The organism is Pelomonas sp. BJYL3 (genome assembly GCF_027257975.1).
In the GTDB taxonomy this organism is placed as follows: domain Bacteria; phylum Pseudomonadota; class Gammaproteobacteria; order Burkholderiales; family Burkholderiaceae_C; genus Roseateles_B; species Roseateles_B flavus.
Genome location: NZ_JANZKX010000006.1, coordinates 180,108 through 193,507 on the forward strand (window position 1 = coordinate 180,108; position 13,400 = coordinate 193,507).

The 13,400-nt window shown below is 67.6% G+C and carries 14 protein-coding genes; 3 read left to right on the forward strand and 11 right to left on the reverse strand.

Features of this window, described 5'->3' with window-relative positions; all coding sequences use genetic code 11:
* Positions 1-59: 59 nt before the first annotated feature.
* The 7 genes from hscB to uvrB form a co-directional block, all read right to left on the reverse strand.
* Entirely contained in the window at positions 60-581 is a 522-nt protein-coding gene (gene hscB, locus O9Y01_RS18265; RefSeq protein ID WP_269633037.1) for a Fe-S protein assembly co-chaperone HscB, read from the reverse strand.
* A gap of 105 nt (positions 582-686) precedes the next feature.
* A complete protein-coding gene (iscA, locus tag O9Y01_RS18270; protein WP_269633038.1) occupies positions 687-1,010 on the reverse strand; it encodes an iron-sulfur cluster assembly protein IscA in 324 nt (107 codons plus the stop codon).
* Positions 1,011-1,026: 16 nt separating this feature from the next.
* Positions 1,027-1,413 carry a Fe-S cluster assembly scaffold IscU gene (gene iscU, locus O9Y01_RS18275; RefSeq protein WP_183104587.1) on the reverse strand — a complete coding sequence of 129 codons (387 nt, stop codon included), beginning with the start codon at positions 1,411-1,413 and terminating at the stop codon, positions 1,027-1,029.
* 48 nt (positions 1,414-1,461) lie between these two features.
* On the reverse strand, positions 1,462-2,682 hold the full coding sequence (locus O9Y01_RS18280; protein ID WP_269633039.1) for an IscS subfamily cysteine desulfurase: 1,221 nt from the start codon (positions 2,680-2,682) through the stop codon (positions 1,462-1,464).
* 51 nt (positions 2,683-2,733) lie between these two features.
* On the reverse strand, positions 2,734-3,270 hold the full coding sequence (gene iscR, locus O9Y01_RS18285; RefSeq protein WP_269633040.1) for a Fe-S cluster assembly transcriptional regulator IscR: 537 nt from the start codon (positions 3,268-3,270) through the stop codon (positions 2,734-2,736).
* Between the two features lie 187 nt (positions 3,271-3,457).
* Positions 3,458-3,970, reverse strand: a complete 513-nt coding sequence (locus O9Y01_RS18290; RefSeq protein ID WP_269633041.1) for a low molecular weight protein-tyrosine-phosphatase — start codon at positions 3,968-3,970, stop codon at positions 3,458-3,460.
* Positions 3,967-6,081, reverse strand: a complete 2,115-nt coding sequence (gene uvrB, locus O9Y01_RS18295; RefSeq protein ID WP_269633042.1) for an excinuclease ABC subunit UvrB — start codon at positions 6,079-6,081, stop codon at positions 3,967-3,969. Before uvrB ends, O9Y01_RS18290 begins: the two co-directional genes overlap by 4 nt.
* A 145-nt stretch (positions 6,082-6,226) precedes the next feature.
* Here uvrB and O9Y01_RS18300 point away from each other — a divergent pair, with 145 nt between their 5' ends.
* The 3 genes from O9Y01_RS18300 (at position 6,227) to rsxB (ending at position 9,686) form a co-directional block, all read left to right on the forward strand.
* Positions 6,227-7,429 (forward strand): amino acid aminotransferase, encoded by a 1,203-nt coding sequence (locus O9Y01_RS18300; protein ID WP_269633043.1) that lies wholly within the window; start codon positions 6,227-6,229, stop codon positions 7,427-7,429.
* A 246-nt stretch (positions 7,430-7,675) separates the two neighbouring features.
* A complete protein-coding gene (locus O9Y01_RS18305; protein ID WP_269633044.1) occupies positions 7,676-8,992 on the forward strand; it encodes a polyhydroxyalkanoate depolymerase in 1,317 nt (438 codons plus the stop codon).
* 19 nt (positions 8,993-9,011) lie between these two features.
* On the forward strand, positions 9,012-9,686 hold the full coding sequence (gene rsxB / locus O9Y01_RS18310; RefSeq protein ID WP_269633045.1) for an electron transport complex subunit RsxB: 675 nt from the start codon (positions 9,012-9,014) through the stop codon (positions 9,684-9,686).
* A gap of 24 nt (positions 9,687-9,710) precedes the next feature.
* Here the strand turns inward: rsxB and O9Y01_RS18315 are convergent, their stop codons facing one another.
* Genes O9Y01_RS18315 through O9Y01_RS18330 form a run of 4 tightly spaced genes read right to left on the reverse strand, consistent with a single transcriptional unit; the run spans position 9,711 to position 13,372 of the window.
* Positions 9,711-10,523, reverse strand: coding sequence for a ChbG/HpnK family deacetylase (locus O9Y01_RS18315; RefSeq protein WP_269633046.1), 813 nt, complete (start codon positions 10,521-10,523; stop codon positions 9,711-9,713).
* On the reverse strand, positions 10,520-10,906 hold the full coding sequence (locus O9Y01_RS18320; RefSeq protein ID WP_269633047.1) for a GtrA family protein: 387 nt from the start codon (positions 10,904-10,906) through the stop codon (positions 10,520-10,522). Before O9Y01_RS18320 ends, O9Y01_RS18315 begins: the two co-directional genes overlap by 4 nt.
* On the reverse strand, positions 10,903-11,934 hold the full coding sequence (locus O9Y01_RS18325) for a glycosyltransferase family 2 protein (protein WP_269633048.1): 1,032 nt from the start codon (positions 11,932-11,934) through the stop codon (positions 10,903-10,905). The genes O9Y01_RS18320 and O9Y01_RS18325 overlap by 4 nt, the downstream gene beginning before the upstream one ends.
* Positions 11,921-13,372, reverse strand: coding sequence for an ArnT family glycosyltransferase (locus O9Y01_RS18330; RefSeq protein WP_269633049.1), 1,452 nt, complete (start codon positions 13,370-13,372; stop codon positions 11,921-11,923). Before O9Y01_RS18330 ends, O9Y01_RS18325 begins: the two co-directional genes overlap by 14 nt.
* Between the last annotated feature and the right edge of the window lie 28 nt (positions 13,373-13,400).

Below are 13,400 nucleotides of genomic sequence, written 5' to 3' on the forward strand. Positions count from 1 at the left end.
AATCAGGTTTGTTCTTGTTGTGGACAGCAATGCACGTGAGGCGCGGGGCGAGGGCCGACTCAGTATTGTTCCAGGGCTTCGAGCCGGCGGTCGATATCGGAGCGGAAGCGGGCGACGAACATCAGGGCACGCACGCAGTGGGCGGCGGCCTCGGCATCGCCCTGCTCATCCAGCAGGCGGCCCGCCTCGCGCAGCAGCTCGGTCTCGCGATCGGCCACCTCGGCATCCAGGGCCTGCACGGCCTCCAGCGTCTGGGCTTCATCGAGAGCCTCGCGCCAGGCCATCTGCTCCATCAGGAAGCTGGCCGGCATGCGGGTGTTCTCATGTTCCTTCAGGGCGGCGCCGCGCAGCTCGCAGAGGTAGGCGGCACGCTTGAGAGGATCACGCAGGCGCTGATGGGCCTCGTTGACCCTCAACGCCCACTGCATGGCGCGGCGCTGGGCGGCCGCGCCTTCGCTGGCATAGCGGTCCGGGTGGACCTGGGCGGCCAAGGCCTTCCAGCGCGACTCGATCTCATCGCGGGACTGCGCAAAGCGCGGCACAAGGCCGAACAGCGCGAAGTCGTCGTCAGCGAGATTCATGCATCCATTCCTTCCATCAGCCCTGCCAGCAGCCCGCGCTGTACCTGGCACCTGAAGCACAAAAGGCGCGAGATCGCCCGCGCCCTTGCCAGCCCGCCCGGGTGCTCAGACCCGGAAGGATTCACCGCATCCGCAGCGATCCTTCTCGCGCGGGTTGCGGAACTTGAAGCCTTCGTTGAGGCCCTCGCGCACGAAGTCCAGCTCCGTGCCGTCAAGGTAGGGCAGGCTCTTGGGATCGATCAGCACCTTCACGCCGTGGCCCTCGAAGATCACGTCTTCAGGGGCGATCTCGTCGGCATATTCCAGCTTGTAGGCCAGGCCCGAGCAGCCCGTGGTCTTGACGCCCAGTCGCACGCCCACGCCTTTGCCACGCTTGGAGATGTAGCGCGTCACATGGCGTGCGGCGGCTTCGGTCAGGGTGACTGCCATCGTCGCTCGTCCTTGCTCAGTTGCCGTGCTTGGCGCGGTAGTCGTCCACGGCCGCCTTGATGGCGTCCTCGGCCAGGATGGAGCAGTGGATCTTCACTGGCGGCAGGGCCAGCTCCTCGGCAATCTGGGTGTTCTTGATGGACAGCGCCTGGTCCAGGCTCTTGCCCTTGACCCACTCGGTCACCAGGGAGCTGGAGGCAATGGCGGAGCCGCAGCCGTAGGTCTTGAACTTGGCGTCCTCGATCAGGCCCGTGGCCGGGTTGACCTTGATCTGCAGCTTCATCACGTCGCCGCAGGCGGGTGCGCCCACCATGCCGGTGCCCACGGTGTCATCGCCCTTCTCGAAGGAGCCGACGTTGCGGGGGTTTTCGTAGTGGTCAACGACCTTTTCGCTGTATGCCATGGTATCTCTCCAACGATCTGTATGTCTGTGACTGCCTCGGTGCAGCGCTCAGTGGGCAGCCCACTGGATGGTGCTGAGGTCCACGCCGTCCTGGTACATCTCCCACAGCGGCGAGAGTTCGCGCAGCTTGGCCACGTTCTGGCGGATGGTGTCGATGGCGTAGTCGATGTCCGCCTCGGTCGTGAAGCGGCCGAAGGTCATGCGCAGGGAGGAATGCGCCAGCTCGTCGCTGCGACCCAGGGCGCGCAGCACATAGCTGGGCTCGAGGCTGGCCGACGTGCAGGCAGAGCCCGAGGACACGGCGATGCCCTTGATGCCCATGATCAGGGACTCACCCTCCACGAAATTGAAGGACATGTTCAGGTTGTGCGGCACTCGGCGCTCGAGATCGCCGTTGACGAACACTTGTTCGACGTCCGACAGGCCGCGTAGCAGGCGTTGCTGCAAACCGCGAATGCGTTCGCGCTCGGCGCCCATCTCTTCCTTGGCGATGCGGAAGGCCTCGCCCATGCCCACGATCTGGTGCGTGGGCAGGGTGCCGGAGCGCATACCGCGCTCATGCCCGCCACCGTGCATCTGCGCCTCGATGCGGATGCGCGGCTTGCGGCGCACATAAAGGGCGCCGATGCCCTTGGGACCGTAGGTCTTGTGCGAAGCCAGGCTCATCAGGTCCACGGGCAGCGTGGCCAGGTCGATGTCCACCTTGCCGGTGGCCTGCGCGGCGTCGACGTGGAAGATCACGCCCCGCTCACGGCACAGGGCGCCGAGCGTGGGGATGTCCTGGATCACGCCGATCTCGTTGTTGACGAACATGACCGAGGCCAGGATGGTGTCCGGGCGCAGGGCGGCCTTGAAGGCCTCCAGGTCGACCAGGCCATTCTCCTGGACATCGAGGTACGTCACCTCGAAGCCCTGGCGCTCCAGCTCGCGGCACACATCCAGCACGGCCTTGTGCTCGGTCTTCACGGTGATGATGTGCTTGCCGCGGGACTGGTAGAAGTGGGCGGCGCCCTTGAGCGCGAGGTTGTTGGACTCGGTCGCGCCGGAGGTCCAGACGATCTCGCGAGGGTCGGCGCCGATCAGGGCCGCGACCTGCTCGCGGGCCTTCTCGTTGGCGGCCTCGGCTTCCCAACCCCAGGCATGACTGCGCGAGGCGGCATTGCCGAAATGCTCGCGCAACCAGGGGATCATGGCGTCCACGACGCGCGGATCGACCGGGGTGGTCGCGCCATAGTCCAGATAGATGGGGAAATGAGGGGTCATGTCCATGGTGAGGGGCTGGCGACGGGGGCTGGCTAGCAGGAAATTTCGGGAAATGGCTTACTTCGTCAGGGCGCTGTTGCCCAGGGCGAAGACGGAATTCGGGGCGGTGATGCGGATGGGCTTCACCACGGGCGCCGAGGAGATGGCACGCTTGATCGGCGCTTCCTCGATGGTCACGCCCTTGGCGAGCTGGTCGTCCACCAGCTTGCGAAGCGAAACGGAATCCAGGTACTCGATCATCTTGGCGTTGAGGCTGGTCCAGAGCTCGTGCGTGATGCAGCGGCCGGTGTCCTCGCCCATGCAGTTTTCCTTGCCACCGCAGCCGGTGGCATCGATGGGTTCGTCCACGGCGACGATGATGTCCGCCACGGTGATCTCGTCGGACTTGCGACCGAGGGAATAGCCGCCGCCGGGGCCGCGGGTGCTCTCGACCAGCTCATGCCGGCGCAGCTTCCCGAACAGCTGCTCCAGGTAGGAGAGGGAAATCTGCTGCCGCTGACTGATGGCCGCCAAGGCGACCGGGCCGCTGTTTTCACGCAGAGCCAAGTCAATCATCGCGGTGACGGCGAAACGACCTTTGGTGGTAAGACGCATGCAACTCTCCTTCGGCCTTTCGACCATGAGCCTGCTCGGACACCAGGCAGACCCCAAAGAAATTCTGGGTTAACCCTGGCCTATTTCCGAGCATTTTACTCAATTATCGGGAGCTTCATCCGCCGGTCGCTGCACTGCAGCAGAAAAGCCCTGGCACTGAAGGGTTTTCAGAGCCCTGGCCCTGTGCTCAGCCGCCTTGTGTCAGCCGTTCAGCCAGCACCCTGGCCAGCGGCTCGCAGGCTGCCTCGACCAGGTCCAGCACCGCCTCGAAGCCCTCGGCGCCCCCATAGTACGGGTCCGGCACGTCCTGCCCGACAAGACCCGGTGCATGGTCCAGCAGCAGCCCCAGCTTGTGCCGCAGGCCCGTCGGGCAACGCTGTTGCAGCGCCCGGAGGTGGCCGCGGTCCATGGCCAGGATGAGGTCGGCTTGCTCGAAATCAAGCGTCTGCAAGGCCCGAGCGCGCTGAGCTGACAGATCGTAGCCGCGCCGGCTGGCGTGAGCCTGACTGCGCGGATCGGGGGCCTCGCCAGCGTGCCAGCCCTGGATGCCGGCCGAATCCACCTTCACCCTGTGCGCCAGGCCCAGCGCCTGCAGATGGTGCTGCAGCACGCCCTCGGCCGTCGGCGAGCGGCAGATGTTGCCCGTGCAGACCATCAGCACCGACAGGCTTCGCTGCTGGCCTCCCTGCCCCGCCTTCATTTGCGCCCGGTGTCGATGGGCACGACGTTGTCGTGGTGGGCCCCGCCAAAGACCTGTTCGCGCAGCTGCGCCAGCTGGTCGCGCACGCGGGCGGCCTTCTCGAATTCGAGGTTGCGGGCGTGCTCCAGCATCTGTTTCTCCAGCTGGGTGATGCGCTTGCTGAGATCCTTCTCGCTCAGTTCCTCCAGCTCCTCCACCATGCCCAGCTTCTGGTCGTCCTTGCCGCCCTTGTCGGAGTAGACGCCGTCGATCAGGTCGCGGATGCGCTTGCGCACGCCTCGCGGCACAATGCCGTGCTCGGTGTTGAAGGCCACCTGCTTGGCGCGGCGGCGCTCGGTCTCGTCGATGGCCCGGCGCATGGAGTCGGTGATCCTGTCTGCATACAGGATGGCCTTGCCGTTGAGGTTGCGCGCTGCGCGGCCGATGGTCTGGATCAGGCTGCGCTCGGAGCGCAGAAAGCCTTCCTTGTCGGCATCCAGGATGGCCACGAGAGACACCTCGGGGATGTCCAGGCCTTCCCGCAGCAGGTTGATGCCCACCAGCACGTCGAAGGCGCCCAGGCGCAGGTCGCGCAGGATCTCCACGCGCTCCACGGTGTCCACGTCCGAGTGCATGTAGCGGACCTTGACGCCGTTGTCGCTGAGGTAGTCGGTGAGCTGCTCCGCCATGCGCTTGGTCAGGGTGGTGATCAGCACCCGCTCGCCCACGTCGACGCGGTCACGGATCTCCTGCAGCACGTCATCCACCTGATGGGTGGCGGGGCGCACCTCGACGATGGGGTCCACCAGGCCCGTGGGGCGCACCACCTGCTCGACCACCTGGCCGGCATGCTGCTTCTCGTAGTCCGCCGGCGTGGCGGACACAAAGATGGCCTGGCGCATCTTGCGCTCGAACTCCTGGAACTTCAGCGGGCGGTTGTCCAGGGCCGAGGGCAGGCGGAAGCCGAACTCCACCAGCGTGGTCTTGCGCGCACGGTCGCCGTTGTACATGCCACCGAACTGGCCCAGGGTCACGTGGCTTTCGTCGACGAACATGATGGCGTCGGGCGGCAGGTAGTCGACCAGCGTGGGCGGCGGCTCCCCCGGCGCGGCCTGGGACAGGTGCCGCGTGTAGTTCTCGATGCCCTTGCAATGGCCCACCTCGGTGAGCATCTCCAGGTCGAAGCGGGTGCGCTGCTCGATGCGCTGGGCCTCCACCAGCTTCCCGTCGGCAATGAACTGCCCCACCCGCTCGCGCAGCTCCTCCTTGATGGTCTCCACCGCAGCCAGCACCCGCTCGCGGGGCGTCACGTAATGGCTGGAGGGGTAGACGGTGAAACGCGGGATCTTCTGCCGGATCTGGCCGGTGAGCGGATCGAAGAGCTGCAGGGTCTCGACCTCGTCATCGAAGAGCTCGATGCGCAGGGCCAGCTCGGAATGCTCGGCCGGAAAGACGTCGATGGTGTCGCCGCGCACACGGAAATGCCCGCGCTGGAACTCCATCTCGTTGCGCTGATACTGCATGCGGATCAGCTGGGCGATGACGTCCCGCTGGCCCATGGTGTCCCCCACGCGCAGCGTCATGACCATCTGGTGGTAGTCGCTGGGGTTGCCGATGCCGTAGATCGCCGAGACCGAGGCCACGATCACCACGTCCCGCCGCTCAAGCAGGCTCTTGGTGCAGGACAGGCGCAGCTGCTCGATCTGCTCGTTGATCGCGCTGTCCTTTTCGATGAAAAGGTCGCGCTGGGGCACGTAGGCCTCGGGCTGGTAGTAGTCGTAGTAGCTGACGAAGTACTCGACGGCGTTCCTGGGGAAGAACTCCCGCATCTCGCTGTAGAGCTGGGCCGCCAGGGTCTTGTTGTGGGCGAAGACGATGGCCGGCCGCCCCAGGCGGGCGATCACATTGGCCATGGTGAAGGTCTTGCCCGACCCTGTCACCCCGAGCAGGGTCTGGAAACTGAGGCCATCGTGTATGCCTTCGACCAATTGCGCGATCGCCGTGGGCTGGTCCCCGCCTGGCGGGAAAGGCTGGAAGAGCTGGAACGGTGAGCCTTCGAATGTGACGAACTCACCCTTGGGTGCGTCGTCGTTTTCCTCGGTGGCGTCGGGGGCAGTGGCGGTGCTGGACATCGGGGATTCCCTGAGATTGGACGCCCGCGGCCCCTAGAATTCCAGGGTCTGGCAGCGCCTCGAACCCGACAGCGTAGCGCAGACCGCTTCCGCTCGCAGCGAAGCACCCGCGAGCCTCATGCCACCGTCCTGTCAGGAAAGCCCCATGTCCCTGTTCGCCGCCGTCGAAATGGCCCCCCGCGACCCCATCCTGGGTCTCAACGAGCAATTCAATGCCGACACCAACCCGAAGAAGGTGAATCTCGGCGTCGGCGTCTACTACGACGAGAACGGCAAGCTGCCCCTGCTGCGCTGCGTGGCTGAAGCCGAGCGCCAGATGCTGGAGGCGCCCAAGGCGCGCGGCTATCTGCCCATCGACGGCATCGCCGCCTACGACCTCGCCGTGCAGGGCCTGGTCTTCGGTGCGGATTCCGAGGTGGTGAAGGGCAAGCGCGTCGCCACGGTGCAGGCCCTGGGCGGCACCGGCGGTCTGAAGATCGGCGCCGACTTCCTGAAGCGCCTGACCCCCTCGGCCCGCGTGCTGATCTCCGACCCCAGCTGGGAGAACCACCGCGCCCTGTTCACCAATGCGGGCTTCCAGGTCGGCACCTACGCCTACTACGACGCCGAGAACCGCGGCATCAAGGCCGAGGCCATGCTGGCCGACCTGCAGGCCGCCGAGGCGGGTACCGTGGTCGTGCTGCACGCCTGCTGCCACAACCCCACGGGCTATGACCTGACGCCGGCCCAGTGGGCGAAGGTGGTCGAGGTGGTCAAGGCCCGCGGCCTCGTGCCCTTCCTGGACATGGCCTACCAGGGCTTTGGCGAAGGCATCGCCGAGGACGGCGCCGTGATCCAGCAGTTCCTGGCCGCCGGCCTGGACTTCTTCGTCTCCACCAGCTTCTCCAAGAGCTTCTCGCTGTACGGCGAGCGTGTGGGCGCCCTGAGCGTGGTCTGCGCCAGCAGCGAAGAAGCCGCCCGCGTGCTGAGCCAGCTGAAGATCGTCATCCGCACCAATTACAGCAATCCGCCCACTCATGGCGCCCAGGTCGTGGCCACCGTGCTGTCCACCCCTGCCCTGCGCAGCCTGTGGGAGGAAGAGCTGGCGGGCATGCGCACCCGCATCCGCGCCATGCGGGAGGCCCTGGTGACCGAGCTGAAGGCGGCCGGCGTCGAGCAGGACCTCAGCTTCGTGACCCGCCAGAAGGGCATGTTCAGCTACTCCGGCCTCAATGCCAGCCAGATGCAGCGCCTGCGCGGCGAATTCGGCATCTACGGCGTGGACTCTGGCCGCATCTGCGTGGCCGCCCTGAACCCGGGCAACCTGAAGGCCGTGGCGGCAGCAATGGCCGCCGTGATCAAGGGCTGATCCCCATCACCAGCCTGCGCCAAGGCGCCGTCCGGGTCACCGGCGGCGCCTTTTTGTCGCCCCTGTGACGGCCGCCATGGCCCAAAGTCCGGGTTTGTGCGGGGTATTTCACCAAGCTGCCTGTCAGCATTGCGTCCCTACAATGCTGCAACGCACAAAACAAGGCAAGATGCTCCACAGGCATCCAAGCTACCACGCCGAGCCCACGCATCCCGCGGTGCCGGCCAGCCATGGAAGGGGTCCCACATGCTGTACCAGCTTTACGAAACCCAACGCGCCCTGATGAGCCCGTTCTCGGAGTTCGCCAGCGCCGCCGCCAAGCTCTACAGCCATCCGCTGTCGCCCTTCGCACATTCGCCCATGGCCGCCCGCTTCTCGGCCGGCCTGGACCTGATGCACCGCCTGGCCAAGGACTACGAGAAGCCCGAGTTCGACATCCGCGGCGTGGACGTCGACGGCGTCGAGGTCGCCGTGCAGGAGCTGGTCCCGCTGGAGAAGCCCTTCTGCCGTCTGCTGCGCTTCAAGCGCTACACCGACAACCCGGCCGTGCTGGCCAAGATGAAGGCGCAGCCCACCGTGCTCGTCGTCGCCCCGCTGTCGGGCCACCACAGCACGCTGCTGCGGGACACGGTGAAGTCCCTGCTGCGCGACCACAAGGTCTACATCACCGACTGGACCGACGCCCGCATGGTGTCCCTGGACGAAGGCCCCTTCCACCTGGACGACTACGTGAACTACGTGCAGGAATTCATCCGTCACGTGGGCGCCGACCAGGCCCATGTGATCTCGGTGTGCCAGCCCACCGTGCCCGTGCTGGCCGCCATCTCGCTGATGGCCTCGCGCGGGGAGCCCACGCCCCGGTCGATGACCATGATGGGCGGCCCCATCGACGCCCGCAAGAGCCCGACCGCCGTCAACAACCTGGCCATGAACAAGAGCCACAGCTGGTTCGAGAACAACGTCATCTACCGCGTGCCGCCGAATTTCCCCGGCGCCGGCCGTGCGGTCTACCCGGGCTTCCTGCAGCACACCGGCTTCGTGGCCATGAACCCGGACCGCCACCTGAGCTCGCACTACGACTACTTCCTCGATCTGGTCCGCGGAGATGACGACAGCGCCGAGGCCCATCGCAAGTTCTACGACGAGTACAACGCCGTGCTGGACATGCCGGCCGAGTACTACCTGGACACCATCAAGACCGTGTTCCAGGACTTCGCGCTGGTCAATGGCACCTGGAAGGTCGGCGATGATCTGGTGCGCCCGCAGGACATCAGCGGCACCGCGCTGCTGACCGTGGAAGGCGAGCTGGACGACATCTCCGGCGCCGGCCAGACCCGCGCGGCCCACGAGCTGTGCAGCGGCATTCCCGCCAGCCACCAGTACCACTACGACGCCATCGGCGCCGGCCACTACGGCATCTTCTCGGGTCGCCGCTGGCGTGAGATGGTCTATCCGGAAGTGCGCAGCTTCATTGCAAAGTACGATGCAGCCCCGCTGACGGCCTCCGCCGCGACGAGCAGCAAGCGCCCCGCCGCCCGTTCGCGCAGCAAGGCCACGACCTGACGCTGCACCGCATCCGACCTTGACCACCACCCTCGCCACGACCGCCGCACTGATCGAGCAACTCGACCAAGCCCTGCCCCAGACGCAATGCACGCGCTGCGGCTACCCGGACTGCCGCGCCTATGCCGAGGCCATCGCCGCTGGCGAGGCCGGCATCAACCAATGCCCGCCCGGCGGCGCAGAGGGCATCGCCCGCCTGGCCCACATCACCGGCCGGCCCGCCCTGCCCCTGAGTGCCGAGCATGGCGTGGAAGGGCCGCGCAAGCTGGCCGTGATCGACGAAGCCTGGTGCATCGGCTGCACCCTGTGCATCAAGGCCTGCCCGGCGGACTGCATCGCCGGCGCGCCCAAGCTGATGCACACCATCGTGGCCGAGCAATGCACGGGTTGCGAGCTGTGCGTGCCGGCCTGCCCGGTGGACTGCATCTCGCTGGTCGAGGTGACGCCCGGCCTCAGCGGCTGGGCGGCCTGGGGTGAAACGCAGGCCCGGGAAGCGCGCGAACGCTACCGCTTCAAGCAGTTCCGCGAGCAGCGTGAGGCGGACGAGAACGCCCAGCGCCTGGCGGAGAAGGCCCAGCACAAGCTGGCCCACCTGGCCGAGCTCACCAAGCCGGCCGACGACGCGGAACTGCAGCGCAAGCGCTCGGTGATCGAGGCCGCACTGGCGCGAGCCCGGGCCAAGCGCGGCGACTGAACGCTTCGCGGCCCGCTGAGGCCGTCAATCGGCGCGGGCGACGTCCCAGTCCCGGCAGCGCCCCGGCTGGATGCCCAGGGCCTGCAGCAGCGCCCTGCCCTGGCCGCCTGCGAGCACGGCGTGCTCCTTCACCCGGGCGCCGCGGATGCCATCCGCCCGCGTTTCCGTCGCCCCCGCACGGCCGGGATGGCACATCATCAAGCCGCCATCCGGCAGGGAGTCCAGCCACCACTTCAGCAGTGCCGCGAAATCGGCCGCGGGCTGGAATTCGTAGACGCCTGCGAAGTCCCGGTTGACCCGCAAGCCTTCGGCCCGTGCGCCGGCTGCCAGCGCATGGGCGCCCAGCGCACCAATGATGGCCGCCTTGGCGCCCCGCCACTGCCGCGAGCGCGTGATGCGCAGTGCGCAGGCATGGCCGTAGCGCGCGCACAGGACCTGCAGCAGCGCGTCCCGGATGCCGGGCAGCTGGTGCAGGTGCTGGTGCCCGTCGACATAGTCCGGCGCCCGGCCCAGGCGCTTCTCGAAGGCGTCCAGCTGCGCCTCGATCCACGGCCGCGCCAGGGAGGCGGGCACGGCGCCTCGGTAGGCGGCGATGATCCAGCCATTGAGGCTGCGCGCCGCGTAGTGGGCGAACTCGTTGAGATCCAGGTGCAGGCCCAGGTCGGCCAGGCCCTCTCGCTCTTTCAGCGCCGGGGCCCAATGCGGCCAGGCCGGCGAGAGCACCATGCAGCTGGTGGCACTGACCACGCCCGCATCGATGGTGTCCAGGATGCCCTGGCTGATGGCCCGGTCAAAGCCAAAGTCATCTGCGCAGATCTGGATGCGGCGCAGGCTCATGACGACGCTCCGTCACGTTGCCTGAACGCCCAATGCCGGCCCAGCCACCAGGTCATGGCCGCCACGGCCAGCAGCACGATGAACAGCGCCAGCCGGTACTCCACGCCCGCCTGCAGCAGCAGGGCATAGAGCAGCTCATTGCAGGCAAAGCCCAGCAGCGCCACGCCGAAGAAGCGCGGCAGCGCGTCGCGCCCCCTGGCCTGCTGTGCGGCAAAGGTCAGGCGGTGGTGACCGACGAAGCTGACGCCGAAGGCCAGCAGGAAGCCCAGCACATTGGCCCCCAGCGCCGGCCACTGCCAGGCCCCGACCAGCAGCCAGACCACGCAGAAATGCACGGCCGCCGCACTGGCGCCCACGGCGCCGAACCACAGCAGGGACTTCACGCGCGGGGCTCCGTACCGGCATCCGGCGCCCGCTTCAGCGAGGGGGTCAGGTCTTGCGTCACGTACAGCGGGCGGCGCTTGACCTCGTCGAAGACCCGGCCCAGGTACTCCGCGATGATGCCCAGGCACAGCAGCTGCACACCGGCAAGAAAGGTGATGGAAGCTGCCAGCGTGGCGAAGCCGGAGATCTCGTTGCCGAGGAAGACCTTCTCGAACACGATCCAGAAGCCGAACACCACCGAGATCAGGGACACCATGATGCCCAGGGCGGACACCACCCGCAGCGGCACCTTGGAAAACGCCGTGATGCCCGTCACCGCCAGCTGGAGCAGGCGCATGAAGTTGAAGCTGGTCTCGCCATGGGCGCGGGCGTCGGGCACGAACTCGATGCCCGTCGCGGGGAAGCCCACCCAGGCAAACAGGCCCTTCATGTAGCGCGCCCGCTCGGGCAACTGCCGCAGGGCCAGCACGACGGCGCGGTCCAGCAGGCGGAAGTCGCCGGCGTCGGCGGGCAGCTCGAAGCGCGAGCCCTTCTGCATCAGCCAGTAGAAGGTGCGGGTGTAGAGGCGCCGTGCGGCCGACTGCGACTCGCGCCGTCCCCGTTGCACGCCATAGACCACGTCATAGCCCTCGCGCCAGCGGTCCAGCATCTGGAGTGCGCAGCTGATGGGGTGCTGGCCGTCTGAATCCATGCTGATCACCACCTCGCCCTCGACGGCATCCAGGCCGGCCGTCAGCGCCGCCTCCTTGCCGAAATTGCGGGACAGGCGCAGCAGACGCACCGGCAGGCCCTGGCGGATCAGGCCCTGCACGACCATCACCGTGTCGTCACGACTGCCGTCATCGATGACCATCAGCTCCAGCGCATCGGCATGGGGCGCCAGCTCCTCGACCAGCTTGGGCAACAGCCACGACAGATTGCGCGCCTCGTTGAAAGCCGGCATCACCACCGACAGCAGCCGCGGCCGGCCGCGGGCCGGCAGCTGCGCGAGGGAATGAGGCGGGGTGGAGTTCTCAGGGAGCGACATAAAGGCACAGATGCTTGTTGCAGGCCAGCGCTTCGCCATGCGGGCGCTGGGTGTCCCGGTCCAGGACCTGGTAGCGCACGACCGCATGCGCCGGCGGCGCGTAGAGACGGCCCGCACTGTAGAAGAAGGCCGAGTGATCCGGCTTGCTGCCGTACTGGAGCCCGCAGGCGGCCGTCCAGGCCTGCGCGCCGCAGGCCTTCTCGTAGGCATGGATCAGCTCACGGTCCGAAGCGCGCAGCGACTCCTTGGGGCCGAGCCACAGAAAACCCACGGCCGTCAGGAGCAGGACCACGACGCCCGTGCCCCAGTGGCGCGCCGTGCCGAGCTTCGCGGCATCGAACTGGGCGAGCCACAGCAGCACCACGCCGGGCAAGGCCGTGACCGCATAGGTGGGGATGATGTTGCGGGCCGCGCTGAACAGCAGCAGCGGTGCGGCCGTGATGCACAGCGCGTAGGCCCACAGCTCGCGGCCGAGGCGTTCGGGTGCCGGCGTCGCCCGTGCCCGACGGCCGCCCAGCCAGGCGGCCAGGCCGTGCAGCACCCAGGGCAGGGCCGAGACCAGCACGAACAGCCAGATCATGCCGATGGGCTGGGCATGGGCGAAGCCGTAGCGGTCTCCCTTCCAGCCGGGCTGCAGGAATCGCATCACGTGCTCGCCCAGCAGGAAGTACTGCAGGAAGCCGGGCGTCCGCTGCTCGGCCCAGACATACCAGGGCACGGCCAGGCCCAGCCAGACCAGCCAGGCCCACGGGTCCCTGACGATGCGGCCGACAGCGCCCCAGTGCCGGCGCCACAGCGCATGCAGCACCGGCGGCAGCAGGGCCAGCACCCCCGCGGCCGGGCCCTTGGTCAGCAGGGCCAGGCCCAGGCCGAGGGCCAGCACCCGGCCGGCACGGCGGGCGGAGGCGGCGTCTGGTGCCGTGAGCGAGCGCCACCAGGCGGCCTGCACCAGCAGCACGGTGGCCATCAGCGTGGCATCCGTCATCACGGCGCCGGCGCAGATGAAATACATGGGGCACAGCATCAGCGCTGCCAGGGCAGCCGCCCGCTGCACCGGCGCCAGGCTGGGTCGCAGCATCCAGTCCAGGCTCCAGAGGCCCAGCAGCGCCCAGCCCAGCGCCGCCAGCCGGCCCGACCACTCATTGACGCCGAAAAGCTCCATCAGCAGGGCCTGGCTCCAGGTGGACAGCGGCGGCTTGGCCCAGAAGACTTCGGTGGGCGTCACATGCGGGCTGACCCAGTCGCCCAGCTGCACCATGAGCCTTGCGATCTCGGCATAGCGAGCCTCGGTATGGTCGGTGAGGGCCATCAGGGGCAGGCTCAGCAGGCGCAGCAGCACGGCTGCCAGCAGCAGGTAGAGCCAGGGGCGTGCGCTGGCGGCGCTTCGCAGCGGGCTGGCGGAGGGGGTCTGGGCAGCGTTGATCGAGGCGGAACTCATGCAGCGTTGGAGTGGCGTGGCGTCACGG

Excerpts from the sequence above, each read along its gene's own strand:
- hscB (WP_269633037.1), bottom strand. The coding sequence starts at position 581 with ATGAATCTCGCTGACGACGACTTCGCGCTGTTCGGCCTTGTGCCGCGC.
- iscA (WP_269633038.1), bottom strand. The coding sequence starts at position 1,010 with ATGGCAGTCACCCTGACCGAAGCCGCCGCACGCCATGTGACGCGCTAC.
- iscU (WP_183104587.1), bottom strand. The coding sequence starts at position 1,413 with ATGGCATACAGCGAAAAGGTCGTTGACCACTACGAAAACCCCCGCAAC.
- O9Y01_RS18280 (WP_269633039.1), bottom strand. The coding sequence starts at position 2,682 with ATGGACATGACCCCTCATTTCCCCATCTATCTGGACTATGGCGCGACC.
- iscR (WP_269633040.1), bottom strand. The coding sequence starts at position 3,270 with ATGCGTCTTACCACCAAAGGTCGTTTCGCCGTCACCGCGATGATTGAC.
- O9Y01_RS18290 (WP_269633041.1), bottom strand. The coding sequence starts at position 3,970 with ATGAAGGCGGGGCAGGGAGGCCAGCAGCGAAGCCTGTCGGTGCTGATG.
- uvrB (WP_269633042.1), bottom strand. The coding sequence starts at position 6,081 with ATGTCCAGCACCGCCACTGCCCCCGACGCCACCGAGGAAAACGACGAC.
- O9Y01_RS18300 (WP_269633043.1), top strand. The coding sequence starts at position 6,227 with ATGTCCCTGTTCGCCGCCGTCGAAATGGCCCCCCGCGACCCCATCCTG.
- O9Y01_RS18305 (WP_269633044.1), top strand. The coding sequence starts at position 7,676 with ATGCTGTACCAGCTTTACGAAACCCAACGCGCCCTGATGAGCCCGTTC.
- O9Y01_RS18315 (WP_269633046.1), bottom strand. The coding sequence starts at position 10,523 with ATGAGCCTGCGCCGCATCCAGATCTGCGCAGATGACTTTGGCTTTGAC.
- O9Y01_RS18325 (WP_269633048.1), bottom strand. The coding sequence starts at position 11,934 with ATGTCGCTCCCTGAGAACTCCACCCCGCCTCATTCCCTCGCGCAGCTG.
- O9Y01_RS18330 (WP_269633049.1), bottom strand. The coding sequence starts at position 13,372 with ATGAGTTCCGCCTCGATCAACGCTGCCCAGACCCCCTCCGCCAGCCCG.